Source organism: Altererythrobacter sp. H2 (assembly GCF_035319885.1).
Classification (GTDB): Bacteria; Pseudomonadota; Alphaproteobacteria; order Sphingomonadales; family Sphingomonadaceae; genus 34-65-8.
The window spans coordinates 2,924,542-2,949,695 of the sequence record NZ_CP141285.1 but is presented as its reverse complement, the minus strand read 5'-3'; the positions used below and the strand labels follow the sequence as shown (position 1 = coordinate 2,949,695).

General features: G+C 66.3%; 20 protein-coding genes. 12 read left to right on the top strand and 8 right to left on the bottom strand.

Annotated features, from left to right (window positions below):
* Nucleotides 1-6 precede the first annotated feature (6 nt).
* The 4 genes from U4960_RS14630 to crtY are packed head-to-tail and all read right to left on the bottom strand — an operon-like array spanning nucleotide 7 to nucleotide 4,266.
* Nucleotides 7-951 (bottom strand): phytoene/squalene synthase family protein, encoded by a 945-nt coding sequence (locus U4960_RS14630; protein WP_324261345.1) that lies wholly within the window; start codon nucleotides 949-951, stop codon nucleotides 7-9.
* Nucleotides 948-1,529: a TIGR00730 family Rossman fold protein gene (locus tag U4960_RS14625; protein WP_324261344.1), complete on the bottom strand. Its 582-nt coding sequence runs from the start codon at nucleotides 1,527-1,529 to the stop codon at nucleotides 948-950. Before U4960_RS14625 ends, U4960_RS14630 begins: the two co-directional genes overlap by 4 nt.
* Complete coding sequence (locus U4960_RS14620; RefSeq protein WP_324261343.1) at nucleotides 1,526-3,070, bottom strand: phytoene desaturase; 1,545 nt, start codon at nucleotides 3,068-3,070, stop codon at nucleotides 1,526-1,528. The genes U4960_RS14625 and U4960_RS14620 overlap by 4 nt, the downstream gene beginning before the upstream one ends.
* The gene (gene crtY / locus U4960_RS14615) at nucleotides 3,067-4,266 is read right to left on the bottom strand and encodes a lycopene beta-cyclase CrtY (RefSeq protein ID WP_324261342.1); all 1,200 of its coding nucleotides are present in this window, start codon (nucleotides 4,264-4,266) and stop codon (nucleotides 3,067-3,069) included. Before crtY ends, U4960_RS14620 begins: the two co-directional genes overlap by 4 nt.
* A 110-nt stretch (nucleotides 4,267-4,376) precedes the next feature.
* Between crtY and U4960_RS14610 the strand changes: the two genes are divergently transcribed.
* Together U4960_RS14610 and U4960_RS14605 are read left to right on the top strand one after the other, a co-directional pair.
* A complete protein-coding gene (locus U4960_RS14610; protein WP_324261341.1) occupies nucleotides 4,377-4,967 on the top strand; it encodes a DUF2585 domain-containing protein in 591 nt (196 codons plus the stop codon).
* Nucleotides 4,968-5,005: 38 nt separating this feature from the next.
* Nucleotides 5,006-5,860: a MipA/OmpV family protein gene (locus U4960_RS14605; RefSeq protein WP_324261340.1), complete on the top strand. Its 855-nt coding sequence runs from the start codon at nucleotides 5,006-5,008 to the stop codon at nucleotides 5,858-5,860.
* 45 nt (nucleotides 5,861-5,905) lie between these two features.
* Here U4960_RS14605 and U4960_RS14600 read toward each other — a convergent pair whose 3' ends face one another.
* Nucleotides 5,906-7,963 carry a S9 family peptidase gene (locus tag U4960_RS14600; protein WP_324261339.1) on the bottom strand — a complete coding sequence of 686 codons (2,058 nt, stop codon included), beginning with the start codon at nucleotides 7,961-7,963 and terminating at the stop codon, nucleotides 5,906-5,908.
* A 163-nt stretch (nucleotides 7,964-8,126) separates the two neighbouring features.
* Between U4960_RS14600 and U4960_RS14595 the strand changes: the two genes are divergently transcribed.
* A complete protein-coding gene (locus tag U4960_RS14595; protein WP_324261338.1) occupies nucleotides 8,127-9,398 on the top strand; it encodes a metal-dependent hydrolase family protein in 1,272 nt (423 codons plus the stop codon).
* A 66-nt stretch (nucleotides 9,399-9,464) separates the two neighbouring features.
* Here the strand turns inward: U4960_RS14595 and U4960_RS14590 are convergent, their stop codons facing one another.
* On the bottom strand, nucleotides 9,465-9,659 hold the full coding sequence (locus U4960_RS14590; RefSeq protein ID WP_324261337.1) for a hypothetical protein: 195 nt from the start codon (nucleotides 9,657-9,659) through the stop codon (nucleotides 9,465-9,467).
* A gap of 485 nt (nucleotides 9,660-10,144) precedes the next feature.
* Between U4960_RS14590 and U4960_RS14585 the strand changes: the two genes are divergently transcribed.
* From U4960_RS14585 to U4960_RS14555, 7 genes are all read left to right on the top strand, one after another.
* Nucleotides 10,145-11,971 carry a DUF885 domain-containing protein gene (locus tag U4960_RS14585; protein WP_324261336.1) on the top strand — a complete coding sequence of 609 codons (1,827 nt, stop codon included), beginning with the start codon at nucleotides 10,145-10,147 and terminating at the stop codon, nucleotides 11,969-11,971.
* A gap of 86 nt (nucleotides 11,972-12,057) precedes the next feature.
* Entirely contained in the window at nucleotides 12,058-13,611 is a 1,554-nt protein-coding gene (locus U4960_RS14580) for a flavin-containing monooxygenase (protein WP_324261335.1), read from the top strand.
* Nucleotides 13,612-13,642: 31 nt separating this feature from the next.
* A complete protein-coding gene (locus U4960_RS14575) occupies nucleotides 13,643-14,032 on the top strand; it encodes a hypothetical protein (RefSeq protein ID WP_324261334.1) in 390 nt (129 codons plus the stop codon).
* 52 nt (nucleotides 14,033-14,084) lie between these two features.
* A complete protein-coding gene (locus tag U4960_RS14570) occupies nucleotides 14,085-14,531 on the top strand; it encodes a hotdog fold thioesterase (protein ID WP_324261333.1) in 447 nt (148 codons plus the stop codon).
* Complete coding sequence (locus U4960_RS14565; protein WP_324261332.1) at nucleotides 14,528-16,273, top strand: tetratricopeptide repeat-containing sulfotransferase family protein; 1,746 nt, start codon at nucleotides 14,528-14,530, stop codon at nucleotides 16,271-16,273. Before U4960_RS14570 ends, U4960_RS14565 begins: the two co-directional genes overlap by 4 nt.
* Nucleotides 16,274-16,397: 124 nt before the next feature.
* Nucleotides 16,398-18,791: a TonB-dependent receptor gene (locus tag U4960_RS14560; RefSeq protein WP_324261331.1), complete on the top strand. Its 2,394-nt coding sequence runs from the start codon at nucleotides 16,398-16,400 to the stop codon at nucleotides 18,789-18,791.
* Between the two features lie 4 nt (nucleotides 18,792-18,795).
* Complete coding sequence (locus U4960_RS14555) at nucleotides 18,796-20,100, top strand: APC family permease (protein ID WP_324261330.1); 1,305 nt, start codon at nucleotides 18,796-18,798, stop codon at nucleotides 20,098-20,100.
* On the opposite strand, the gene U4960_RS14550 is transcribed toward U4960_RS14555, so the two are convergent.
* A complete protein-coding gene (locus tag U4960_RS14550) occupies nucleotides 20,083-20,676 on the bottom strand; it encodes a TetR/AcrR family transcriptional regulator (protein WP_324261329.1) in 594 nt (197 codons plus the stop codon). The two genes, U4960_RS14555 and U4960_RS14550, sit on opposite strands and share 18 nt — an antisense overlap.
* A 39-nt stretch (nucleotides 20,677-20,715) precedes the next feature.
* Here U4960_RS14550 and U4960_RS14545 point away from each other — a divergent pair, with 39 nt between their 5' ends.
* Both U4960_RS14545 and U4960_RS14540 read left to right on the top strand, forming a co-directional pair.
* Complete coding sequence (locus tag U4960_RS14545; RefSeq protein WP_324261328.1) at nucleotides 20,716-21,918, top strand: aromatic ring-hydroxylating oxygenase subunit alpha; 1,203 nt, start codon at nucleotides 20,716-20,718, stop codon at nucleotides 21,916-21,918.
* Between the two features lie 131 nt (nucleotides 21,919-22,049).
* Nucleotides 22,050-23,657 carry a phytoene desaturase family protein gene (locus U4960_RS14540; protein ID WP_324261327.1) on the top strand — a complete coding sequence of 536 codons (1,608 nt, stop codon included), beginning with the start codon at nucleotides 22,050-22,052 and terminating at the stop codon, nucleotides 23,655-23,657.
* Nucleotides 23,658-23,749: 92 nt separating this feature from the next.
* On the opposite strand, the gene U4960_RS14535 is transcribed toward U4960_RS14540, so the two are convergent.
* Nucleotides 23,750-25,153, bottom strand: coding sequence for a M20/M25/M40 family metallo-hydrolase (locus tag U4960_RS14535; protein WP_324261326.1), 1,404 nt, complete (start codon nucleotides 25,151-25,153; stop codon nucleotides 23,750-23,752).
* Between the last annotated feature and the right edge of the window lies 1 nt (nucleotide 25,154).

Here is a 25,154-nt window from a genome sequence, read left to right as displayed (position 1 = left end):
AGCGATCTACGCCCGCGAAGTGAAATCCCGCCGGGTCCAGCGCGGCATCTCGGCCAGAGCGGGCGGGCGGTTGACCAGGGCCTCAACCAGCGCCGCTGCCGCGTGGCGGATCTTGTCCGCCTTGGTGGTGGACACGCGGTAATCCCAGGCCGCCGTCCCACGTCGCCGCACCTCGCGCCCGATTTCGCCGTAGATCCGCGCCGCGCTCAGCACTGCCCAGCGGCTGCGGAAGGGCAGGCGCGCGGCACCGATGCGGGCGGCGGCTTCGTGCGTTTCCATCAGGCTGACCAGCTTCGCCGCCATGTCGGCCAGTTCCTGCCGGTGGTGCGGCTTGGTGTGCTGGCCGGGTTCGATGTCTTCCTCGACCAGCCACTCGACCGGAATGTAGCACCGCGCCGCCGCATCATCCTCCACCACGTCGCGGGCGATATTAGCGAGCTGGAACGCGAAGCCGAGGTCGCAGGCGCGGTCCAGCGTGTCGTCGTCACGGGGGGAAACGCCCATTACCAGCGCCATCATCGCGCCGACTGCGCCGGCCACGTGGTAGCAATAGCGCATCAGGTCGCGCTCGCTCCGCGGCCGCCAGTCGTCGGCATCGAGCGCGAAGCCGGCAATCACGTCTTCCGCCATCTCCGGGGTAATGCCGCATTCCTTCGCCACGAGCCCCAGCGCATCGAACGCCGGATCGCCGGTGGCTTGGCCGGCGAAGGCCTTGGCGGTGAGCGCGCGGATGCGGGCGAGGCGCTCGGCGGCACCCGACTGGTCGCCCAGCGCGCCGCCCAGTTCCTGCGCGTCGGCAATGTCGTCGCACCGGCGGCACCAGGCGTAGAGCAGCCACACCCGCTCACGCGTTTGCCGGTTAAACAGGCGGCTGGCGGCGGAAAAGCTCTTCGAGCCGCGCTTGATCGAGCGCCGCGACAGCTCGACCAGTTCGGCCCGGCGCGTGCTCACAAATCGTCCGCCTTCATCCGGAAGATCGGGGTGTGCGGCACGTAGGAGGCCATCGCATCAAGTAGGTCGGGCAAGCTGTCACGCGCGATCAGGATGTTCTGGTGCGCCGGGCGGATGAAGCCGACCTCGGCCATGTGGCGGTTGAAGGCGATCAGGTGATCGTAAAAGCCGAACGCGTTGAGCAGGCCGACCGGATCGGAGTGATAGCCCAGCTGCGCCCAGCTGATCGCTTCCCACAGTTCGTCCATCGTTCCGACCCCGCCGGGGATGGTGACGAAGCCATCGGAAAGGTCGGTGAAGGCCTTCTTGCGCTCGTGCATCCCCTCCACCACGTGGAGCTCGGTGCAATCCCGGTTGGCCACTTCGCTGCCGGCCAGTGCCTCGGGGATCACCCCGATCACCTCGCCGCCCGCCTCCAGCGCGCCGGAGGCGACCGCGCCCATCAGCCCCAGCCGCCCGCCGCCGTAAACCACGCCGATGCCGCGTGTCGCCAGCGTGCGCCCCACTTCGCGGGCAAGGTCCATGTAGCGCGGATCGGCCGGCGTGGCCGACCCGCAATAGACAGCGAGGCGCTTCACCGCGCCAGATCCTCCAGCATCAGCCCCGCCGTCGCCTTGGCGCTGCCGACCACGCCGGGGATGCCTGCGCCCGGATGCGTGCCCGCGCCCACGAGGTAGAAGTTGCCGATCACGTCATCGCGGTTGTGGCCGCGGAAGAAGGCGCTCTGCCACAGCACCGGCTCGAGGCTGAAGGCGCTGCCGAGGTGGGCGTTGAGGTCGATCGCAAAATCCTTCGGCGCATAGCTGAACTTGGTCACGATCCGGTCATGGATGTCAGGAATCAGCCGCCGCCCGACTTCGTCGAGGATGCGCTTTTCCAGCATCGGGCCGACTTCGTCCCAGTCGACCGCCAGCTTGCCCATGTGGGCGACCGGGACCAGCGCGTAGAACGTGCTCTTGCCCGGAGGGGCCATGCTCGGATCGGTCACGGTCGGGTGGTGCAGGTAGATGCTGAAATCCTGCGGCAGCACGCCGTGGGTGTAGATATCGTCCAGCAAGCCTTTGTAGCGCGGGCCGAACAGGATCATGTGGTGCGGGATGCCGGGCCAGGTGCCCTCCAGCCCGAAATGGACCACGAACAGACCGGGGCTGAAGCTCTTGCGGCCGAGCGATTTCGCCTGGTCCTTGCCCCGCTTGGTCCCGCCCAGCAGGTCGCGATAGGAGTGCATGATGTCGGCGTTGCTGGCGACGGCGTCGAACTTTTCGCGCCAGCCGCTGGCCGCCTCGACCTCGGTGGCGCGGTTGCCGATAGTGTGGACCTGCACCACCGGGTCGCCCACCCGCATCGTGCCGCCAAGCCGCTCGAAATGGCGGATCATGCCGGCGATCAGCCGGTTGGTGCCGCCGCGCGTCCACCACACGCCGCCGTCTTTTTCCAGCTTGTGGATCAGGGCGTAGATGCTGCTGGTCTTCATCGGGTTGCCGCCGACCAGCAGGGTGTGGAAGCTCAGCGCCTCGCGCAGCTTCTCGCTCTGCACGAAGCTGGAGACCATCGAATAGACGCTGCGCCAGGCTTGCTTCTTGGCCATCGCCGGGGCGGCCTTGAGCATCGACTTGAAATCGAGGAACGGCACATGGCCGAGCTTGACGTAGCCTTCCTCGTAGACCCCGGCAGCATATTCGAGGAACCGCTGGTAGCCCGCGACATCAGCCGGGTTGAGCTTGGCGATCTCGCTGTGGAGCTGCGCCTCGTCGTTTGAATAGTCGAAGTTGGTGCCATCGGGCCAGTTGAGCCGGTAGAACGGCATGACCGGCATCAGCTCGACGTCGGCCGCCATGTCGTGGCCTGAAAGCGCCCACAGTTCCTTGAGGCAATCGGGATCGGTGACGACTGTCGGCCCGCCATCGAACAGAAATCCGTCCCGCTCCCAGAAATAGGCCCGCCCGCCCGGCTTGTCGCGGCCCTCCACCACGGTGGTCTGGATGCCGGCCGATTGCAGCCGCAGGGCCAGTGCCATGCCGCCGAAGCCGGAACCGATCACGCAGGCGCGCTTGCCGGTGGTTTTGAGGTCCGGAGAGATGCCGGGAGCGGTCACGGGGTCGGCAGATCGGACGGTCATGGGCGGTGTCTTTCTCTAAGCGGGGCGCTCTGGCCGGCCAGTGCCGACAGCGCGCGCAGAATGGATACGGGTGGTTTGCCGCAAAGGATGCGCGCCTTGTCCGCTGTGGTGGAGCGGGCGGCGTAGAACCGCTCGATCAGTGGCTGGCGCAGGCGGTAGAAACGCTGGAATACGCGGTAACGCTCGTCCGGCTTCGCAGCATCGAACAGCATCCGGCCAAGCGCGCGGTAGAACCCGGTCTGAGCCCAGTGCCGCCGCGCCCGGTCAGCCAGCAGGGCCGCCAGCTGTTCGCCCGGCAGGTCGGCATCGGCCGCAATCGCCAGCGCCGTTTCGACCGCGAACGGCAGGGTGTAGCTGGTCAGCGGGTGGACGAACCCGCCACCGGCCCCGGCCCGCGCCACCCCGTCGATGGCGTGGGCGCGCTGCCAGGCGGCAAAGTCGCCCCCGGTGATGACCGGTAGGACCCCGGCCTCGCCGTGCAGGATCGTGCCGTCCCAGCCCTGGGCCTCGCAATAGCGGTCAATCCGGGCTGACAGGGCGCTCCGGTCCAGCTCCGGGCTGTCAGCGTAATAGGTGTCCTCGACGAACAGCTCGTCCGCCCCGAGCGGCAGGACATAGACGAACCGGTAAGCGCCGTGCTGGTCCACGCGCGCATCCATCACGATCGGCTGGGCGAGGCCGTGCGGGCGCGGGGTGCGGAAGTGGCGGCCCATGAAGACCTGCCACCCGCCGCGCAGGGTGCTGTCGGTTGCCATGTCACGGCAATCGATCACCGCGCGGGCAGACACGCGGGTGCCGTCAGCCAGGATAATCCCGCCTGCGTCAAGTGCCGCAACCGGGGTACCGGTACGGATCGTGTCCTGCCCCAGCTCGCGCCGCAGGGCCGGTTCGAAATCGGCGCTGGAGAGCGAGTTGTACCTGGCCTTGAGTTTGCGCTGATAGGCCGGGAAGCGCACTTCGTAGCCCTGCCAGCCGATCTTGCGGAACGGGGCAAGCAGGGCGTTGCCGGCGGTGTCGAGATCGCTGTCGAACCAGCTCCAGCGGTGGTTGCCGCCCAGCGCCGGCCCTGCCTCGTAGAGGTGCACCGCGACATCCGGGCGGGCCTGACGCAGGGCAAGCGCAATGAGCCCGCCCGCAAGGCCGCCCCCGACGATGGCGATTTCCGTTCTCGTGGTGTTGTTGGCGCGACCGCTCATGCGAGCACCGCCCTAGGCGAGCAGCGCGGCCCGGGCAATGGGGACCGCGCGAGGGGGGCCGCGCGAGCGCGCGCTTGCGCTTGCCCGCGCGAACGGCAACAAGACCGGCCATGTCTGCTCCGCTCAGTCCGCATCGCCCGGCGTTGATCGCCGTCCTGGTCATGGTGCTGACCACGCTCGGCGTGTTGCTGGCGATGGGCCGCCCGCCGATCTGCACCTGCGGCACGGTCGAGCTGTGGTATGGCAACATCAATTCCTCAGGCAACAGCCAGCACCTGTCAGACTGGTACACGCCCAGCCACATTATCCACGGGATGCTGTTCTATGGTGTCGCCTGGCTGCTTTTCCGCAAGTGGCAGGTGGGCGGTCAAGGCGCCGCACGCTGGGGCTTCGCGCTGGCGGTATTCCTCGAAGCGGCGTGGGAAATTGTCGAGAATACCCCGTTCGTGATCGACCGCTATCGCGCGGTCACGGTCAACTGGGGCTATTCGGGCGACAGCGTGATCAATTCCATGGCCGATATCGGCTGGATGAGCCTGGGGTTCTGGCTGGCCATGCGCCTGCCGGTCAAGGTGACAGTGGCGCTGGCCATAACTGCGGAAATCGTCACTGCGCTGGTGGTGCGGGACAATCTGACGCTCAACGTGGTCATGCTGGTCTGGCCACTGGAGAGCATCCGGGTCTGGCAGGGGGCGGGCTGATGCGGGAACGGGCAGCATTACCAACCATTGAGGCCACCATGCGCATCATTTTCGGTTCCCTCGCCCTGCTTGCCTCCCCCGCTCTGGCGCAGGAGGCACCGCAAGGCCCGCCCGCAGGCATCCCGCCGCCGGGCGAGACGGTGTTTGACGACACCTGGGTCACGATCGGTGTCGGGGCGGCCTACAGCCCCAGCTACAGCGGGTCGGACGATTATCGCCTGGCAGTGTTGCCGGTGGTGCAGGGCAAGGTGGCCGGTGTCCGGGTCGAACCGCGCCCGGCCGGGCTGGCGCTCAATGTCCTGCCGGAAGTGCGGGGCAAGCCGTCGTTGTCGTTCGGGCCGGTGATCCGTGTGCGCAGCGACCGGGCGGATGATATCGAGGATCCCGTGGTTGAACTGGCGGGCGAGCTTGACCGGGCGGTCGAAGTGGGTGCCACGGCCGGGCTCAACATCCCCGGCGTGCTGACACGGTTCGACACACTGTCGTTCACGGTTGACCTGCGCCAGGACGTGGCCGGGGCGCATTCGGGCATGGTGGTCGAGCCGCGGGTGAGCTGGGGCAGCCCGCTGTCGCGCGCCGCGTTCGTGCAGCTGTCCGCCGGGGCCGAGTTCGTCAGCAACGATTACGCCCGCTATTACCAGTCGGTCAGCCCGGCGCAGGCGGCTGCCAGCGGGCTGCCGCAATTTGCCGCCGATGGCGGGCTCAACGCGCTCGGGGCCAACCTGCTGGTGGGCTATGATCTCGATGGAAATGCCCTCAACGGCGGCCTCGGCCTGGTGATGATCGCGGCCTATTCGCGGCTTCAGGGCGATGCCGCGCGCACGCCCTACACCTCGCTTCGCGGGGACGCCGACCAGGCGCTGGTCGTGTTGGGGATTGGTTACACCTTCTGACGTGTCGTGCGGCGGGGCAGGCCCTGTGACCTGCCCCGCGCGCAATCAGTCTTCCTTCTTCGCTTCGGCGCCGGTGGTCCCCTCCGGCAGCGCGGGGCGCGGCGCGGGCAGGGCTGCCTTGCGGTTGCCGGTTTTCAGGTAGGTATCGAACCACTCCATCATCCGCAGGTTGTAGTCATAGCGGCTGGTGGCGCGCTGGTTGCCATGGCCTTCACCGGGATAGAGCACCAGCCGCACCGGGGTTTCCGGCTTGCGGGTCTTGATGTGACGGTAAAGTTCGTAGCTCTGGCTGGGGTCAACCCGGGTATCGTCCGCCCCGTGCATGATCAGGATCGGGGTTTCGGCCTTGCCCACGTGTGTGATCGGGCTGCGCTCCATCAGGTGGTCCCATTCTTCCCAGGGCCACTTGCGTTCGTGGACCAGGTACATCTCGTTGGGGATGTCGGTGGTGCCGAACTTGCTGACGTTGTTGGATATGCCGACGAACATCACGCTGGCGGCATATTCCTCGCTGTAATAGGTCGCACCCCAGGCGCTGGCGAACCCGCCATAGGACCCGCCGGTGATGCCGACGCGATCCGGATCGGCGATGCCCTGGGTCACGAAGTGCCGCTTGGCATCGACGATGTCGTCGAACTCCTTGCCGGCGTAGTCGCCCTGGTGCTGCTTGGCGAAGGCGACGCCGTAGCCGGTCGAGCCGCGATAGTTGGGCAGGAAAACGGCATAGCCCTGGCCCGCCGCGACCTGGCCCGGCTTGCTGTAGGCGGTCTGCCAGCCGTTGCTTTCATGCGCTTCCGGGCCGCCGTGGACGTTCATGATCAGCGGCGCGCCGCCGCGGGGGGCACCGCCGACGGGCTCGATCAGCACGCCTTCGATCTGCTGCCCGTCGCGCGCGGTGTAGGTCACGGCGGACTGCCGCCCGAAGGTGATTTCGCTCAGCCACGGGTTGTGCTTCGTCCAGCGCTGGAACGCGCCGCCCTCCCACACGAACAGTTCTGTCGGGTGCTGCGGGCTGTTGGCGCGCACTGCGATCTTGCCGCCGGCGGTTTCCACCCCGGTCAGGATCAGTTCGCCGCCCTCGTGCTCGTGGTCGACCGTGCCATCGGGCTTGTAGACCCGGAGCAGGCTGCGCGCGCCGACGTGGATCACCGCTGCGAGCCGCCCGTCATCCAGCCATGCAGCGTCGACCGTCGCTTCAGCCGCTTCGGGATTGAGCGCCCGGAAAGCGCCGGTCGCAACGTCTGCCAGGTGCAGGGTGGTGTCGGCCGGGTCATGCTGGTCGACGCCGGCAATCAGCGAAAGCTGGCGCCCATCGGGCGAGATTTCGACATCGCCGAGCTTGCCCGGCGTCGCGACCACGGCCTTCACCGCGCCGGTCGCCAGATCGATCACGTTGACCCGCATCGAGGTGTAGCTGTCATCCACCCGCGGGCTGGGGGCGGACTTGACCACTGCGTTTCGGCCGTCCGGCAGGATATGCACTTCGCTGACATAGCCGGTCAGCGGGATTGCGCGCGGCGCGGCATCGGGTTCCTCACCCACCGCCGCCGCGAACAGGCGGTTCATGGTCTCTTCTTCCTCATAGACCACCGCGTTGAAACCGGCCTTCTTTGCCTTTTCGCGGGCCTTGTCTTCCTCCGCTCCGGTCAGGAGGTACAACGTCGCGCCATCCGGGCTCCAGGCATACTGGCGCACGGCGCTGTCCCTGACCTCGGCCAGCTTGCGCTGTGCGCCGCCATCCACCGGAATGCCCCAGACGCTGCGCTTTTCCTCGCCCTTGGCCCAGAGGAAGCTGATCATCCGGCCATCGGGGGAAAATTCCACGCTGCCGGGGTTCACGTCCAGCGGCAGGAACTGGCGGGCATTGTCCGGCGCCCAGGCGACCGACAGTTCTGACCTGGTCGCGCCGTTTTCCTCGCCTTCGGTGATGTCGGGCAGGCGGCTGGTGGTGTAGGCAATGCGGCTGCCGTCGGGGGCGATTGCCACCTGGCCCACCCCTTCCAGCCGCGCCACGTCTTCCGGCGTCATCGGGCGGGCAGTGGCGGTGGCGGCAAGCGAAACACTGGCAAGCAGGGTGGCGGTGGTCAGCGCGACACGGATCATGTTCTGGCAGTCCTTTCGAAATTCTGGGGGATGACGCATTCATAACGCTTCATCGGCAGAGGGCAACCGGCCGGCGCAAGGGGTCCGGGGGAAGGCCGGGCGGTGCCCGCTTGCGCCCGACGGAGCGAGCGGGCATGACCCGCCGCACAAGGGGAGAGACCTGATGCACCTGAAAACACTGCTTGGCGCCGCTGCCGCGCTGATCGCTGCACCCGCTTTGGCGGACACCACCATCATCCATGCCGATGCCGTGATCGTCGATGCGCAGAGCGCGCCGCGCGGACAGTCGACCGTGATCGTGACTGACGGGCGCATCGTCGCCATCGAGGATGGGTTCACCGCGGGCCCGGAAGGCGCGAAGATGGTCCATCTGGCGGGCAAGACGCTCGTGCCCGGGTTGATCGATCTCCACACCCACTTGTCCGGCGACCCTTCGGGCGAGTTCTGGCGCGCGGCCACCACGCCGCCCGAATACTTCGTCCTGATTGCGGCGAAGAACGCGCGCATCACCGCCAAGGCCGGGTTCACCACGGTGCGCGATCTGGGCTCGCGCACGGACCAGGTGACCCAGATGCTGCGCCGCGCTACCGAGGAAGGCATGGTGCCGGGCCCGCGCATCGTCACCAGCGCGCGGACCATTTCGATTGTCGGCGGGCATGGCGACGTCAATGGCTTCGTCGAGCATGTCAACGATGCACTCGGTTCGGATTACACCTGCACCGGCCCGGTCGAATGCGCCGAAACCGTGCGCAAGGCCTCGAAATATGGCGCTGACCTGATCAAGATTACCGCCACGGGCGGGGTGCTCAGCCAGCAGGGACGCGGGCTGGAGGCGCACTTCTCCGATCCCGAAATGACTGCCATCGTCGAAACGGCGGAACTGCTCGGCCTCAAGGTCGCTGCCCATGCCCACGGTGCGCGCGGAGTCGAAGCAGCGGCGCGCGCAGGCGTCCACAGCATCGAGCATGGCACCTATCTCGATGAAGCCGCGGCCAAGGTCATGCGCGAGAAAGGCACCGTGCTGGTGCCGACACTGATGGCCCTGAAGGGCGTGAGCGAAGGCGTGGGCACGGGCACCTACACTCCGGTGGTCGAAGCCAAGATCCGCGCGGTTGAACCGTTCATGGCGACGCTGGTCTCCCGCGCCCGCAAGAACGGCGTGCCGGTGGCGTTCGGCACGGATGCAGGCGTGTTTCCGCACGGCCGCAATGCCGAGGAGTTCGCCCTGATGCTGGCCCAGGGCATGTCCAGCCGCGAAGCCGTGGCCGCCGCGACCACGGTTGCGGCCAAGGTGCTCGGCCTGGAAAACGAGATCGGGCGGATTGCGGTGGGCTATTCGGCGGACATCATCGCGGTCGAGGGCAACCCGCTGGAAGACGCCACCGTGCTGGAAAAGGTGGAGTGGGTCATGGCCCGCGGGCGGGTGATGGACTGAGCGGCAGGGCGACCGAAAGTCCGCTGCCCGAGACCTCGCTGCCCGAGACCCCGCTGACAGTTCGCGTCAGCGACGCGGGGAGTGGTTCTTCGGGGCGCGGCCAGCGTCGATGTCTGCGGCCACGTTGCGTTCTTCTCGGTGGTCCATCGGATGGCGGTTGGACGGCTTGCGCAGGAACTTGGTCAAGGCGATCGCGGCAGCAATCAACGCGATGATCAGGGTCACCAGCCCCAGGATGGGAACGAGTTCGGAAGCGGACATATCGGGTACTCTCTCACTGCCTCCCGCACCCGATCAACCGGTTGCGCCAGCAGGAGTTCCTTCGCCCGGCGCTCTTTTTGTGCAGGCCAGTTTCGCAGGCAGTCGTTCGCGGGCCGGGGCAAAGCGGCCTGACCGTTTTCCTACAGCGCCCCGATCTGCCATGAAGGTATTCTGCCGCGCGCGGCTGGCTGAACGGGGGCGGGGGGCGGCCCGCACCCTCTTTGTCCCGGGCGTGCACAAAATGGTTGAAAGACAATGCGATAGCTCGCCTCAGCGAACTTGACACGGTGTCAGCTTCGTCAAGCAGGTGTCAAGCGGCAGGGCCCGGTTCCTTGCCGCCAGCCGATTTCGTCTGGTCGATGCGACCAAGCCGTTGGTCGAGCGGAGTGGGCAGCGGTATCGCGGGCGGGCTAGCCCCCTTGCATTGCCATGTGCAAGGTGTAGCGATTAGATAATACACTTCGCACTCGAACCGGGGGAATCTCATGACCACAATCCGTCTCGCGCTGCTGGCCACTGCTGCCGCGCTTGTCCTGCCCGCCGTGCCCGCGCTGGCCCAGCAGACCGTTTCGGCCAGAGCCGGGGCGACCATCATCTCGCCGCAGGCCGAGCATGACCGGCTCCATGCCCTGTTCGCCGACGCCGACGCCCGCGAACTGGCGCTCAATCCGCTTGGCCGCCTGTTCCGGGGCGATGACAAGGACGCGGACCGGCTCGGCGATTTCCTGACCGATTCCCAGTGGATTGCGGCGCGCACCGATACCAAGCTGAACCTGGCCCTGCTGGCCCAGATCGACCGGGATCATCTGAATGCGACCGACCAGCTTGCCTACGACGTGTTCAAGTACCAGCAGGAGACTGCGCTGGCCGGGCAGACCGATGAAATCCGCGCGCTGACCGAAGTGCGCCCCATCAACCACTTCTCCGGTTTCCACACCTTCTATCCCACCTTCGCCAGCGGTGACAGCGCGGCCCGTTTCAGGACGCTGGCCCACTACGAGGACAACCTGAAGCGGCACGATGACTACATCATCATCAACGATCGCGCGATCGGTCGTTCGCGCGAAGGCATGGCAAGCGGAGTGGTCGAAACCAGGCTGACCATCGACCGGGTGATCACGCAGTTCGACACCATGCTGGCGATCCCGCAGGCGGATTCGATGTTCATGAAGCCGGTGAAGAATTTCCCGGCCGATTTCTCCGCCGCTGACAAGGCGCGGCTGACCGAGGCCTATGCCGCAAAGACGGCTGAGCTCTATGCGGCCCACACCCGGGTGCGCGATTTCCTGCGCAACGAATATCTGCCGGCCGCGCGCGAGCAGGTGGGCCTCAGCCAGATGAAGGGCGGGGACAAGCTCTACGCGATGATGATCGAGCAGACGACGACGCTGCCGCTCACCGCCGATTACCTGCACGACCTTGGCCTGAGCGAAGTTGCCCGGATCAAGGCCGAGCTGGAGAAAATCCGCAACGAAGTGCGCTTCAAGGGCTCGCTGAACGAGTTCTTCGACTATGCCCGCACCGATCCCAAGTTCCAGCCCAAGAGCCGTGCGGCGCTGACGCAGAGCTATTACGATATCGGCAAGCAGGTCGACAAGCAGATCGGCAAGTACTTCTCGGTCCTGCCGAAGACGCCGCTGGTGATCAAACCCTACGACGAGTCGATCGAGCAGTTCAGCGCCGGTGGCTCCTACCAGCAGGGTGCACCTGACGGCTCGCGCCCGGGCACGTTCTACTTCAACGCCTATGACCTGCCGAGCCGCCTGACGACCGGCAACGTCACGCTCTACCTGCACGAAGGTGCGCCGGGGCACCATTTCCAGATCAGCCTGGCGCAGGAGAACGAAGCGCTGCCCAATTTCATGCGGTACGGCGGCAACACCGCCTATGTCGAAGGCTGGGCGCTCTATGCCGAAACGCTCGGCTACGAGATGGGCTTCTTCAAGGACCCGTGGAACCGCTACGGCACCCTGCAGGACGAGCAGCTGCGCGCGATGCGGCTGGTGGTCGATACCGGCCTTCATTCCAAGGGCTGGAGCCGCGAACAGGCGATCACGTTCATGATGGAAAACTCCGGCATGACCGAGACCGAAGTGGTGGCCGAAGTCGAACGCTACATCGCCATCCCGAGCCAGGCGCTGGCGTACAAGGTCGGCGCGCTCAAGATCCAGGAATTGCGCCAGAAGGCCGAGACTGCCCTGGGCGATAAGTTCGACCTGCGCGAATTCCATACCCAGGTGCTGAGCACCGGCGCTCTCCCGCTGCCGGTGCTGGAAGCCAAGATTGACCGCTGGATCGCGGCTGTCAGGTAGTAGCCGCTTTCACCCGATTTGATCTCGGTCAAAGCCCTCTGTCCATGGTCGTGGAATGACGCCACCATGGGCAGAGGAGTGCGGCAATGAATGCATTGGGCGAGGTGACGGCGGATCGGGAGGTCTGCCATGTGGATGTGCTGATCGCAGGCGCGGGGATTTCGGGAATCGGCTCGGCCTATCACCTGCAGGACCAGTGCCCCTGGGCCAGCTATGCCATCCTGGAAATGAAGGAGACTTTCGGCGGGACGTGGGAGACCCACAAATATCCCGGCGTACGTTCCGATTCCGATCTCTACACCTTCGGCTACCGGTTCAAGCCGTGGATCGGCCCGCCGATTGCCAGCGCTGGTGAAATCCTGCGCTACATGGGCGAAGTGATCAACGAGAACGGGATTGGCGAACACATCCGCTACGGCCACAGGATCACCCGCTGTGCCTTCAGCCGCGACACCAACCTGTGGACGGTCGAGGCGACCCGCCTGTCGGACAAGGCCACGCTGACCTTTTCCTGCCGCTTCCTGTGGATGTGCCAGGGCTATTACGACCACCAGACGCCCTACATCCCGCCCGAATGGCTGAGCTGCGGGCTGGCGGACTACAAGGGCGACTTCGTGCACGCCCAGCTGTGGGACCCGGAGTACGACTACACCGGCAAGCGGGTGCTGGTCATCGGCTCCGGTGCAACGGCCGCCACCGTGGTCCCGGCCTTTGCCGACAAGGCCGCCCATGTGACCATGCTCCAGCGGTCCCCGACCTATTTCTATTGCAGCGAGAACAAGAACGAACTGGCGGACCGGTTGCGCGAGATCGGGATTGACGAGCCGACCGTTCACCGCGTCGTGCGCGCCCAGATCATGCACGACCAGGACGTGACCACCCGCCGCTGCATCGAAGAGCCGGACGCCGTGGTCGAGGACCTGCGCGAACTGGTCCGGGCCTTTACCGGCCAGCCGGACTTCGAATTCGAGCCGCATTTTGCCCCGAAGTATCGCCCGTGGCAGCAACGGCTGGCGTTCTGCCCGGAAGGCGACGTGTTCCGCGCGGCAGTGGCGGGCAAGCTGACCGTCGTGACCGACACGATCGCGCGCTTCACCGAAACCGGCGTCGTCACAACCTCGGGCGAGGAAATCGAGGCCGACCTGATCGTTGCCGCAACGGGATTTCACCTCTCGGTGATGGGCAATATCCCGTTCTTCGTCGATGACGAGCGGATCGACTGGCACGATACCGTGACCTATCGCGGGATGATGTTCACCGGCGTGCCCAACATGGCCTGGGTCATGGGCTACTTCCGCGCCAGCTGGACCCTGCGGGTCGACATGCTGGGCGATTTCGTCTGCGGCCTGCTGAACCACATGCGGGACAAGGGCGCGGCGCGGGTCGAGGTGGCCCTGCGGCCCGAAGATGCCGGGATGGCGCTTCAGCCATGGATCGAGGCGGACAACTTCAACCCCGGCTACCTGATGCGCGGGCTGGGCAAACTGCCCCGCGCCGGGGACAAGCCTGAATGGCGGCACAACCAGGATTACTGGCGCGAGAAGGACGAGATCCCGAACATCGACCTTGATGGGACGGAATTCGTCTATGCCGAGGGCGCCTTTGCCGCCACCGAACCGGCGCTCGAGGCAGCGGAATAACCACAAGGGGGAATTGCCTGAAATGCCGGACATGATCGACGCGACCACCTGGTCGGCGCTGTTTCTCGGGCTGTTCTCGGTCGCCGCCGCGCTCGGCGCGCTGCGCAAGCCTGGGGTTTGGAAGACCATGGTCGAGGAAATCGAGCGCTCGCCTGCGCTCCAGTTGCTGAGCGGCTTGCTCGAGCTGGCACTGGGGATTGCGGTCTACCTCGCCAACCCGTGGATTCCGGCTGACCTGCTGACCTGCATCATGAAGACCGTCGGCGCGGTGATGGTGTTCGAGGCACTCGCCGTAATTGCTTTCTCCGACCTCTACTTCCATTTCTGGCTGCGCAACCTGGCCCACATGATGCGCGGCTGGGTGCTGCTCACGCTGGTGCTGGGCGGCGCGCTCGTCGTGGCGGCCCTGCTGCGCTTCTAGCATTGGCGGCAGGGCTGGACAGGGGGCGCGTTCCCGGTCCATCACCGCTGCCATGACGGGAACAAGCATCTGGTGGGGCGGCGAACGGCCGCCGCTCGAACCCATGACCCTGCTGGGCGAAAACGCCATGCCGGGGCTGCTGGGCATCGAATTCGTGGCCTGCGGCGATGACTGGATTGCCGCGCGGATGCCGGTCGACGCGCGCACCCACCAGCCGTTCGGGCGGCTCCATGGCGGGGCCTCGGTCGCGCTGGCGGAGACAGTCGGCTCGGTCGCGGCAAGCTATTGCGTCGACCGCAGCCAGTTTGTGGCGGTGGGGATGGAGATCAACGCCAACCACATCCGCCCGGCCTACTCCGGCTGGGTCACCGCAACCGCCACGGCGGAATCGCTGGGGCGGACCACCCAGGTCTGGTCGATCCGCATCCGCGACGAAGCCGAGCGGCTGGTGTGCATCTCGCGCCTGACCGTTGCGGTGATCCCGCTGGAGCGCAAATGACGCAGCCGGTCGATGCTGCCACGCTGGACCGCCTGCGTGCAGCCGCACAGCAGGACCCGCGCAGTCCGGCGGCCCACCGGCGGCTGGGGCAGGCATTGCGCCGCCTCGGGCTCGACCAGCAGGCGGCCGAGGCCGAAATGGCTGCAATCCGCGCGACCGCCTTCGATCCGGCAATGGTCGCCATTGCGCAGGCGCTGCTGGCCAATGACCTTCCGGCGGCAGAGCAGGGCCTGCGTGCCCGGCTGAGCCAGCAGCCGCTCGATGTCGCGGCGATCCGCATGATGGCGGAACTGGCCGGGCGGCTGGGGCGCTTCCCCGATGCCGAGAACCTGCTGCGCCGCGCGCTGGAACTCGCCCCCGGTTTCACCGCCGCGCGCGGCAACCTTGCCACCGTGCTCTACAAGCAGAAGCGCTTTGCCGAGGCCGCCGAAGTGCTCGACGCGGTGCTGGCGGCCGATCCGGCCAATCCTGCCAACCAGAACCTCAAGGCCGCCGCACTCAGCCATACCGGGGACTATCACGAGGCGCTGGCGCTCTACGCCGAGCTGCTCGAAAGCTTCCCCGATCACGCCAAGCTGTGGATGAGCCGCGCGCATATCCTCAAGACGGTCGGCCGGCAGGACGAAGCGGTTGCTGCCTATCGCCGTGCACTGGCGATCGAGCCGGGGCTGGGGGAGGTATGGTGGAGCCTCGCCAACCTCAAGACCGTGCGGTTCGAGGATGCCGATGTCGCCGTGATGGAGCGCGCGCTGGAGGACGACAGCCTCGGCCACGAGGACCGTTTCCATCTGCACTTCGCGCTGGGCAAGGCGCTGGAGGAACGGCGCGAAGCCGAGGCTTCGTTCCGGCATTACGCCAAGGGGAACGCGCTGCGCAGCGAAGAGCTGGCGTACGATCCGGCGGAGACGACCGCGCTGGTCGATGCAACCATCGCCGGGTTCACGGCGGACTTCGCCGCTAGCCTTGCCGGGCACGGCTGCCCGGCGCCTGACCCCGTCTTCATCCTCGGCCTGCCCCGCGCCGGGTCGACCCTGATCGAACAGATCCTTGCCAGCCACAGCCAGGTCGAAGGCACGATGGAGCTGCCCGACATCCCCGCCATGGCCATGCGCGAGGCGGACAAGGCCGGGGCGAAATGGCGGCACTGGCCCGATGCCCTGCGTGCGGTGGACCCCGCGCGGATGGCCGAGCTGGGCGCGGAATTTCTCGACCGGACCAGGGTCCAGCGCAAGACGGACAAGCCGTTCTACATCGACAAGCTGCCCAACAACTGGGCCTATGCCGGGTTCATCGCCGCGATCCTGCCCAACGCGAAGATCATCGATGCGCGGCGCCATCCGCTCGATTGCTGCTTCTCCAATTTCAAGCAGCACTTCGCGCGCGGTCAGGGCTTCTCCTACAGCCTCGACCACATCGGGCGCTATTATGCCGACTATGTCCGGGCGATGGACCATTACGACGCGGTTCTGCCCGGCCGGGTGCTGCGGGTGGTGCATGAGGAACTGCTCCATGATCCGGAAGGGCAGGTGCGCCGTCTGCTCGATTACGTCGGTGTGCCGTTCGAGCCGGAGTGCCTGGAGTTCCACCGCAACACCCGCGCCGTGCGCACCGCCTCGAGCGAGCAGGTCCGCCGCCCGATCAATCGTGATGGGGTGGGCCAGTGGCAGCCCTATGCGGAATGGCTGGGCCCCTTGTTCGCGGTGCTGGGCGATCTGCCGGAAACATACCACCGGCGCAGCTAGGCTGAGCGGCCTGTTGCCCAAAAGCTATAGCGCAGTCGCCACGGTGGATTGTGCAGCGCAACACGCTTGTCATTTTCCCGCAATTGTGGCGCTTTCCCGTGGGGTCATTTTTGGAGGGAAGTGCATGAACAAGAGACATTGTGCCGGCAATCGCACGCTGGCGGCCATCCTGCTGACCGGAACGGCCATGGCGGCGGTTACTCCGGTAGTCGCACAGGAAGCGGGTGCCTCGGAAGATCGCAATGTCATTATCGTGACGGCTTCCAAGCGCGAGCAGAACCTGCAGGACGTGCCGATCGCGATCCAGGCGCTGGGCACCGAAACGCTTGACCAGCTTCAGGTCAACGAGCTGCAGGATGTGATCAAGTTCCTCCCCTCAGTCACGATCCAGCAGGGCGCGCCGGGTTTCGCGCAGATCTTCTTCCGTGCGGTGGCGTCGGGCGAGAATGCTAACCACTCCACCTCGCTGCCTACGGTCGGGACCTATCTCGACGAAATGCCGATCACCACGATCCAGGGCGCGCTCGACATTCATGCCTATGACCTGGCCCGGGTGGAAGCACTGGCCGGGCCGCAGGGCACCCTTTACGGTGCCAGCTCGATGGCCGGCACGATCAAGCTGGTGACCAACCAGCCCGATACCGGCGACACCTATGGCGCGGTCGACCTGACGCTCAATAGCGTCAAGAGCGGGGATCTGGGCTATACCGGCGAAGGGTTCGTGAACCTGCCGCTGGGCGAGAATGCCGCGATGCGCCTGGTTGGCTGGTATCGCCGCGATGGCGGCTATATCGACAACATCGCCGGCAGCCGGACCTATCCGACCTCGGGCATCACCGACAACAACGCCGAACTGGTGGAGGAAGACTACAACGACGTTGACACCTACGGCGCCCGTCTCGCGCTGGGGATCGACCTCAACGACAACTGGACGATCAAGCCCACCCTGATGGGCCAGGTCCAGAAGGCTGACGGCAGCTTCGCGCAGGAGCGCAGCAGCGCGGTAAACGGCAAATATCAGACGGTGCAGTACAACCCCGAAGGCAGCGAGGACAAATGGGTCCAGGCCGCCATGACCATCGAAGGCAAGATCGGCAGCTGGGATCTGGTTGTCACCGGCGGCCACCTGCGCCGCAAGACCACGGTGGAATCGGACTACTCCGATTACGCCTATTTCTATGACGCGCTCTACGGATACGGGGCCTATTTCTACGACAATGCCGGAACGCTGGTTAACCCCAACCAGTACATCCAGGGTGTGGACCGCTATCGCAAGTCGTTCGGTGAATTGCGCGTGTCCTCGCCTCAGGATGCGCCGCTGCGGTTCATCGGCGGGGTATTTGCCCAGCGCCAGAGCCACAACATCGAACAGAACTACATCATCGACGATATCGCCGATTCGATTACCGTGCCGGGCTCGGCCAGCAACATCTGGCTGACCAAGCAGCAGCGCACCGACCGCGACTATGCCGCCTTCGGTGAGCTGAGTTATGACCTGACCGACAAGCTCACCCTGCTCGCAGGCGCGCGCGTGTACCGGTACAAGAACTCGCTGGAGGGGTTCTTCGGCTACAGCGCCGGGTTCTCCAGCCGCACCGGGGTGGCGGCCTGCTTCGCGCCGGCGCAGATCGACGGCACGCCTTGTACCAACGTGGACAAGACCACGGCGGAAACCGATTCCATCTTCAAGCTCAATGCGACCTACAAGATCACCGACGATGCGCTGGTCTATGCCACCTGGTCGCAGGGCTTCCGCCCGGGCGGGGTCAACCGGCGCGGCACACTGCCGCCCTATACGCCGGACAAGCTCGACAACTACGAACTGGGCTGGAAGACGACCTTCGGGCCGGTGCGCTTCAATGGTGCGATCTACCAGCTCGACTGGAACAATATCCAGCTGTCATTCCTGGGCGAAAACGGCCTGTCCGAAGTCCGCAATGCGGGCATCGCCCGGATCCGCGGGCTGGAGATGGACCTGGGTTACCGTTCGGGCGGTTTCTCGCTCAACCTGGGGGGCAGCTACAACGATGCCAAGATCCAGCGCGATTTCTGCCGCATTGCCAACCCGCAGTTCGATTGCACGCTCGATCCGGGTGACGGGCGCACCAATGCCCTGCTCGCCCCATCGGGCACACGCCTGCCGGTGACCGCGAAGTTCAAGGGCAACGCGGTTGCCCGCTACGAATTCCCGCTCGGGGCCTGGAATGCCCGTGTGCAGGCGGCGGTCAACCACGTCGGAAGCCGGCGGAGCGACCTTCGCCCGTTCCAGAATGGTATCAAGGGCACGCTCGATGCCTATACCACGGCCGATTTCAGCCTGGGGGTGAAGAACGACATTTACCGGGTCGAACTGTTCGCCACCAACCTGTTCAACAGCAACGGGGTGATCAACACCGGGGTCCAGTGCCTCGAAACCACCTGCGGTGATCCCGACGGCGTCAGTGGAACCGGACCGGTGTTCTATGATGCGGTGATCAAGCCGCGGATCATCGGGCTGAAGGTGGGCATGGACTTCTAGCCTCGTGGCCACATCGCCAAGCACAACGGAAAGGCCGGGCCGCAAGCTCGGCCTTTTCGCCACCCTGGCCCTGGTCATGGGCAACATGATCGGCACCGGAGTGTTCCTCCTGCCGGCGCAGCTGGCTCCGTTCGGGTGGAACGCGGTGCTGGGCTGGATCGTCACCATTGGCGGTGCGCTGTGCCTTGCGCACGTGCTCGCCAGCCTGGCGGCTGCGCGCCCGCACGCGGTGGGCGTGGCGGCCCTGGTCCAGTGCGAGCTCGGGCCGCTGGCCGGTTTCCTGATCGGGTTTTCATTCTGGGTCTCGGTCTGGACCGGGGTGTGCAGCATCGCGGTGGGCGGGGTGAGCTACCTTTCCGCGCTGGTGCCGGTGCTGGGGGACTATCCGGAGGTCGCGACGCTGTCGCTGATCTGGCTGGTGACCGCGATCAACCTCGCCGGGGTGCGCGCGGCGGGCGGCTTCCAGGTTGTCACCCTGCTGCTCAAGCTGGTGCCGCTGGTGGTGGTGTTCGCGCTGATCGTGATGCAACTGGCCGCGCGCGGGGGCGAGGCTCTGGCGCCGCTGCCGGACGAGGGATTCTCGCTGCCGCTGGTCAATGCCGCTGCCGCCCTGGCGCTGTGGGCCATGGTCGGGTTCGAGGCGGCCTGTGCCGCGGGTGACAAGATCGACAATCCGGGCGTCACCATCCCGCGCGCGACCATGATCGGCGCAACGCTGGTCGGGCTGTTCTACCTGCTGGTGTGCTCCGGCGTGGCGCTGATGCTTCCCGCAGACGAGGTCGCGGCCTCCAATGCCCCGTTCGAGCTGTTCGTGGCGACGTTCTGGTCCCCCGGCCCGGCGGCGTTCGTGGCCCTGTTCGCAGCGATCAGCGCGATCGGTGCGCTCAACGGTTGGGTGCTGGTCCAGGGCGAGACCCCGCGTGACATGGCGCGCGGCGGCCTGTTGCCTCGCTGGCTGGCGGCGGCAACCCCGGCGGGCACCCCGCGCCGCGCGCTGCTGGTATCGAGCCTGCTCGCCAGCGCGCTCATCATCGCCAACGGCGGACGCGGCATGGGCGGCCTGTTCGCCTTCATGGCGCTGCTGTCGACCTGCGCCACCCTTTGGCTCTACCTCGCCTGCGCGGCAGCGGCAGCCCGGGCGCGGGTGGCCCTGCCGACCGTGCTCCTCGGCAGCATTTATGCCGTATGGGCGCTGTGGGGCGCTGGCGTCGAGGCGGTCGGCTACAGCGTGGTGCTGATGCTCGCAGGTCTGCCGCTTTGGTGGTGGGCCCGGCGCGAGCAGCGGCTGGTGCTAGAGCAGGCTGTCTAGCCACTGCTCCGCCAGCGCCTCGGCTTCCTCGGCCGAGAACGGGGCATTGCCGAGCGAGAGCTCCAGCCACAGCCCGTCGATCAGCGCGGTCAGCGCAATGGCGGGCAGGCGGGCGTCGGGCAGGTCAGGGCGGTAGGCGCGGATCAGGTCTTCCAGCCCGGTGCGGAACGCGCCGTAGACTTCGGCCCGCGCCCCGGCCACCACCGCATCGCTGCGGGTCAGGCTCCAGAACGCGACATAGCTGGCGAGCAGGTCGAGTGAGGCGATCGGCGGGCGGAAGTTGGCGGTGAGATAGGCCAGCAGGCGCGCGCGGGGCTCCGTTCCGGCCGCGGCAACCGCTTCAGCCAGCGCCGCGTCGATCCGGGCCCCGGTCCAGCGATAGGTCTCCGCCATCGCTTCCGAAATCCCGCCGAAATAGTGCCGCAGCAGGCCAGGTGAGACCCCGGCCTCGGTGCAGATGGCACGCACCGATACCCCCGCCGCGCCCTTGTCGGACAGTACGCGGGCGCAGGCCTCGATCAGGCTAAGGCGTCGCTCGTCCGGATCGGCGCGGGAAAAGGCTGGTTGTATGGTCATCGCCGGCTTGTTATACGAACGTATAGCAAGGATTCCCGCATGGCAACGCACCTCGCCAACGAACCGGCCAACGACATCACCCGCGATCCGCTCGACGGGTGGAGCCTGCCCGCCTGGACCTATCGCGATGCCGATTTCTTCGAAGCGGAGAAGGAGCGCGTGTTCCGCCCCAGCTGGCAGGTGGTCTGCCATGAAAGCGACGTGCCGGCCGAAGGTGACTGGCACTCGCTCGACTACCTGGGCGAAAGCGTAATCGTGGTGCGCGGGAAAGACATGGTGCTGCGTGCCTTCACCAACGTCTGCCGCCACCGCGGATCGCGGCTGGTCGATGGCTCCAGCGGCTGCGCAAGGAAGCTGGTCTGCCCCTACCACGCCTGGACCTATGACCTTGACGGGCGGCTTACCGGGGTGCCCGACAGCGCCAGCTACCCCACGCTCGACCGCAGCAAGGCGGGGCTGGTGCCGGTCGACCTCGAAATCTGGCGCGGTTTCGCCTTCGTGCGGCTGGCGGACGATGGCGGGCCGGGCGTGGCGCAGATGATGGCGCCCTATGAAGCGATGGTTCAACCCTACCGCTTCGAAGACCTGCGCGCGCTTGGCCGCGTGACCCTGCGCCCGCGCAGCATCAACTGGAAGAACATCGGCGACAACTATTCCGACGGCCTGCACATCCCCGTCGCCCATCCCGGCCTCACACGACTGTTCGGCAAGAGTTACGGCGTAGAGGCGGAGCCCTTCGTGGATCGCATGTGGGGCGAAATGGTGGAGCGGCCGTCGGATAACTGGTCGGAGCGGTTGTACCAGAACCTGCTCCCGCCAGTCCCGCACCTGCCGGACGAACGCCAGCGGTTCTGGCTCTATTTCAAGCTCTGGCCCAATGTCGCGTTCGACATCTACCCCGATCAGGTCGATTTCATGCAGTGGCTGCCGGTCAGCCCGACCGAGAGCCTGATCCGCGAGATCAGTTACGTGCTCCCGGACGCCCCTGACTATAAATGGCGCAGGGAGATGCGCGCCGCGCGTTACCTCAACTGGCGGATCAACCGGCAGGTCAATGCCGAGGATACTGTGCTGATCACCCGGGTGCAGGAGGGGATGCAGAGCCGGACCTTCACGATGGGGCCGCTCAGCGACAAGGAGGTGTGCCTGAAGCACTTCTGCAAGCGTATGCGCGATCTGATCCCCGAGGCGCGGCTGGAACAGGCGCCCGCGGCGGGATGGAGCCATCTTAACGGAAATTAGCACAGGTCCGTCACCCTGAACTTGTTTCAGGGTCCATTTCTCCACCACGACCAGAGGCGCGAGTAGATGGATGGATGCTGAAACAAGTTCAGCATGACGGATGGCGAAACGAAATCACTGGAGCGCAGACGATGACCAAACGATACGACGCCGTGATCATCGGCGCAGGCCACAACGGGCTGGTCTGCGCCTTCTACCTCGCGCAGGCCGGGCTCAGGGTCCGCATTGTCGAGCGGCGCGACGTGGTCGGCGGGGCGGCCGTGACGGAGGAATTCCACCCCGGTTTCCGCAATTCGGTGGCAAGCTATACCGTGAGCCTGCTCCAGCCCAAGGTGATCCGCGACATGCGGTTGGCAGACCACGGCTACCGCGTGATCGAGCGGCCGATCTCCAACTTCCTGCCGCAGGAGGACGGGGGCTATTTGAAACTCGGCGGCGGGCTGGAACGCACCCAGGCCGAATTCAGCAAGTTCTCCGCCCGCGATGCCGAAACGCTGCCCGCCTACTATGACGCGCTGGAGGGGGTAGCCGAAGTGCTGCGCAGCCTCGCGCTGCGATCGCCGCCCAATGTCGGCGAGGGGCTGCGCACACTGCTCGCCGGTGCCTCGCAGGGCTGGGGCATGGCGAAGCTCAGCCTCGAGGCCAAGCGTGACGTGCTCGACCTGTTCACCAAGTCGGCAACCAGCTTCCTCGGCCAGTGGTTCGAGAGCGAGGCGGTGAAGGCCGCGTTCGGGTTTGACGCCGTGGTCGGCAATTACGCCAGCCCTGATACGCCGGGCAGCGCCTATGTGCTGCTCCATCACGTGTTCGGCGAGGTCAACGGCAAGAAGGGCGCCTGGGGCCACTCGATCGGCGGGATGGGCACGATTACGCAGATCATGGCCGACGTGTGCCGCCAGTGCGGGGTGGAGATCACGCTTGAGGCACCGGTGGCTGAAGTCATGGTCGACGGGAATCGCGCGGTCGGCGTCAGGCTCGAAAGCGGCGAGGAGATCGCCGCGAGCCGCGTGATCGCCAATGTCGGGCCGAAGCTGCTCTATGGCAAGATGCTGGAAGAGAGCCACCAGCCGGAGGATTTCCGCCGCCGAATGCGCGGGTTCAAGGCAGGTGGCGGCACTTTCCGCATGAACGTGGCGCTGAGCGAGCTGCCGAAGTTCACCTGCCTGCCGGAGCCGGGCGAGCATCACCAGAGCGGGATCATCCTCGCGCCGACGCTGGCCTATATGGACAAGGCCTTCCTCGACGCGAAGCAGTTCGGCTGGTCGAAGGCGCCGATTGTCGAGATGCTGATCCCCAGCACGGTGGACGATAGCCTCGCCCCACCGGGCCAGCACGTCGCCAGCCTGTTCTGCCAGCAGTTCGCGCCCGAGCTACCCGATGGCCGCTCATGGGACGACGAGGAAGGCGCCGCAGCGGACACGATCATCGACACGGTCGAGGCCCACGCGCCGGGCTTCCGCGCCTCAATCCTCGGGCGGCAGGTGCTCAGCCCCAAGGGCCTCTATGACAAGTTCGGGCTGGTCGGCGGCGATATCATGCACGGCCATATGAGCCTCGACCAGCTGTGGAGCGCACGGCCGGTGCTGGGCCACAGCGCCTATCGCGGGCCGGTCAAGGGGCTCTACATGTGCGGCGCAGGCACCCACCCCGGCGGCGGCGTGACCGGCGCCCCGGGCCATAACTGCGCACGCGAGGTGATCGCGGATCGCGGCGGGTTCGGGCGGTTCGTCGAGGTATGACTACCAGTGGGTCCGGGTGGATCAGCGCAGCAGCCGCGCCCCGTCCTTGATCACACCCCAGGGCGCTCCTCAGTAGGTTGCCGCGACCCGCGTCATTTCGACGCCAGCTCGCGCAGCAGCACGTCGTAGTACTTCAGGCTGCGCGCGACATTGCCGATCGGCACGCGTTCGTTGAGGCCGTGCGAATAGTCGTCACTGTCGCGGGTGAAGGTGCCGCTGGCGCCATAGCTCGGCACACCCAGGGCGCGGTACCACATCGAATCGGTCGCGCCGGACGATTGCGAGGCGATGATTGGCACTTCGCCGAACGCGGTGTGCACCGCCCTGGTCGCGGCATCGACGAACGCCTTGTCATAGGGTGAGGCCGGGGCTTCGACGACATATTCGGGATTGATCTCCTCGATCGTCAGCGCCGGCTCGTCCGCCACCTCTTTCAGCTCGGCGATGATCGAGGCTTTCGGGTGGCCGGGGAAGATCCGGCAATTGACGAACCCGGTGGCGCGCTGGGGCAGGGCATTGAGGGCATGGCCACCTTCGACCATGGTCGGGACACAGGTGGTGCCGATCCTGCCGATCATCGCCGGGTTGCCGCGCAGCACGGCAATCGCCGCCTTGTCCGCCGGATTGGCGGCAAAGGCGCGCATCGCGGCGGCGAGCAGCGGGTCGCTTTCGAACTGGGCTGCCTTTGAGAAGTAGTCGCGGGTGATGTCGTTGAGTTCCGGCATGAAGCGGTGCGCGCCGATCCGTGCCAATGCGCCGGACAGCTGGGCGATGGCGTTGTCCTCGCGCGGGGCGGAGCTGTGGCCCCCGGGGTTGGTCACTTCCAGCTTGAAGTCGCCGTAGATCTTTTCCGCGCCCTGCCAGCTCCAGTACGCCGGCAGGCCGGTTTTCTCGTCCAGCGTGCCCGATGCGCCATCGACATTGAGCACCAGCTTGGCATGCTTGAGGCGATCCGCGATCACCTTGGAGGTAAGCATGGTGGTTTCCTCGTCGCCCGAATAGGCGATCACGATGCTCCGTTTCGGCCGGAACCCCTGCCGGCGCAGCCCGATCACCGCGACCATCGCCTGCACGGCATCGAACTTGGTATCGCTCGCCCCGCGCCCGTAGAGCAGGCCGTTCTCCACCACCGGGGTGAAGGGATCGCGCTCCCAGTCGGCCGGGTCGGCCTCGACCACGTCCATGTGGGCGGAGATCACCACCGGGCCGAGCGCGGGATCACTGCCGGGCCAGGTTGCGATCAGGTAGGCAGTATCATCGAACGGGATCACCTCGACCTCGCCCGCCGCCCAGCCGCCGTCGCGCAGGGCCCGGGCGTACAGCTCGGCCACCTTGCCGGTCTCGTTACCGGGGCCGCGGACCGAGCGCATGGCTATGCTCGCCTTGGCCAGTTCCAGCACGCTGGCTTCCGCCGATGCGGGGCCATCCTCGCGGGCAGACGCAGGGGTCGCTGTGGCGACCAGCGCCGTCGCCATCATCAGGGTTCGCAAGTGCATG

Coding starts and splice junctions, on each gene's coding strand:
- U4960_RS14620 (WP_324261343.1), bottom strand. CDS start 3,070: ATGACCGTCCGATCTGCCGACCCCGTGACCGCTCCCGGCATCTCTCCG.
- U4960_RS14585 (WP_324261336.1), top strand. CDS start 10,145: ATGACCACAATCCGTCTCGCGCTGCTGGCCACTGCTGCCGCGCTTGTC.
- U4960_RS14575 (WP_324261334.1), top strand. CDS start 13,643: ATGATCGACGCGACCACCTGGTCGGCGCTGTTTCTCGGGCTGTTCTCG.
- U4960_RS14570 (WP_324261333.1), top strand. CDS start 14,085: ATGACGGGAACAAGCATCTGGTGGGGCGGCGAACGGCCGCCGCTCGAA.
- U4960_RS14595 (WP_324261338.1), top strand. CDS start 8,127: ATGCACCTGAAAACACTGCTTGGCGCCGCTGCCGCGCTGATCGCTGCA.
- U4960_RS14550 (WP_324261329.1), bottom strand. CDS start 20,676: ATGACCATACAACCAGCCTTTTCCCGCGCCGATCCGGACGAGCGACGC.
- U4960_RS14535 (WP_324261326.1), bottom strand. CDS start 25,153: ATGCACTTGCGAACCCTGATGATGGCGACGGCGCTGGTCGCCACAGCG.
- crtY (WP_324261342.1), bottom strand. CDS start 4,266: ATGAGCGGTCGCGCCAACAACACCACGAGAACGGAAATCGCCATCGTC.
- U4960_RS14565 (WP_324261332.1), top strand. CDS start 14,528: ATGACGCAGCCGGTCGATGCTGCCACGCTGGACCGCCTGCGTGCAGCC.
- U4960_RS14545 (WP_324261328.1), top strand. CDS start 20,716: ATGGCAACGCACCTCGCCAACGAACCGGCCAACGACATCACCCGCGAT.
- U4960_RS14600 (WP_324261339.1), bottom strand. CDS start 7,963: ATGATCCGTGTCGCGCTGACCACCGCCACCCTGCTTGCCAGTGTTTCG.
- U4960_RS14610 (WP_324261341.1), top strand. CDS start 4,377: ATGTCTGCTCCGCTCAGTCCGCATCGCCCGGCGTTGATCGCCGTCCTG.
- U4960_RS14560 (WP_324261331.1), top strand. CDS start 16,398: ATGAACAAGAGACATTGTGCCGGCAATCGCACGCTGGCGGCCATCCTG.
- U4960_RS14590 (WP_324261337.1), bottom strand. CDS start 9,659: ATGTCCGCTTCCGAACTCGTTCCCATCCTGGGGCTGGTGACCCTGATC.
- U4960_RS14605 (WP_324261340.1), top strand. CDS start 5,006: ATGCGCATCATTTTCGGTTCCCTCGCCCTGCTTGCCTCCCCCGCTCTG.
- U4960_RS14540 (WP_324261327.1), top strand. CDS start 22,050: ATGACCAAACGATACGACGCCGTGATCATCGGCGCAGGCCACAACGGG.
- U4960_RS14580 (WP_324261335.1), top strand. CDS start 12,058: ATGAATGCATTGGGCGAGGTGACGGCGGATCGGGAGGTCTGCCATGTG.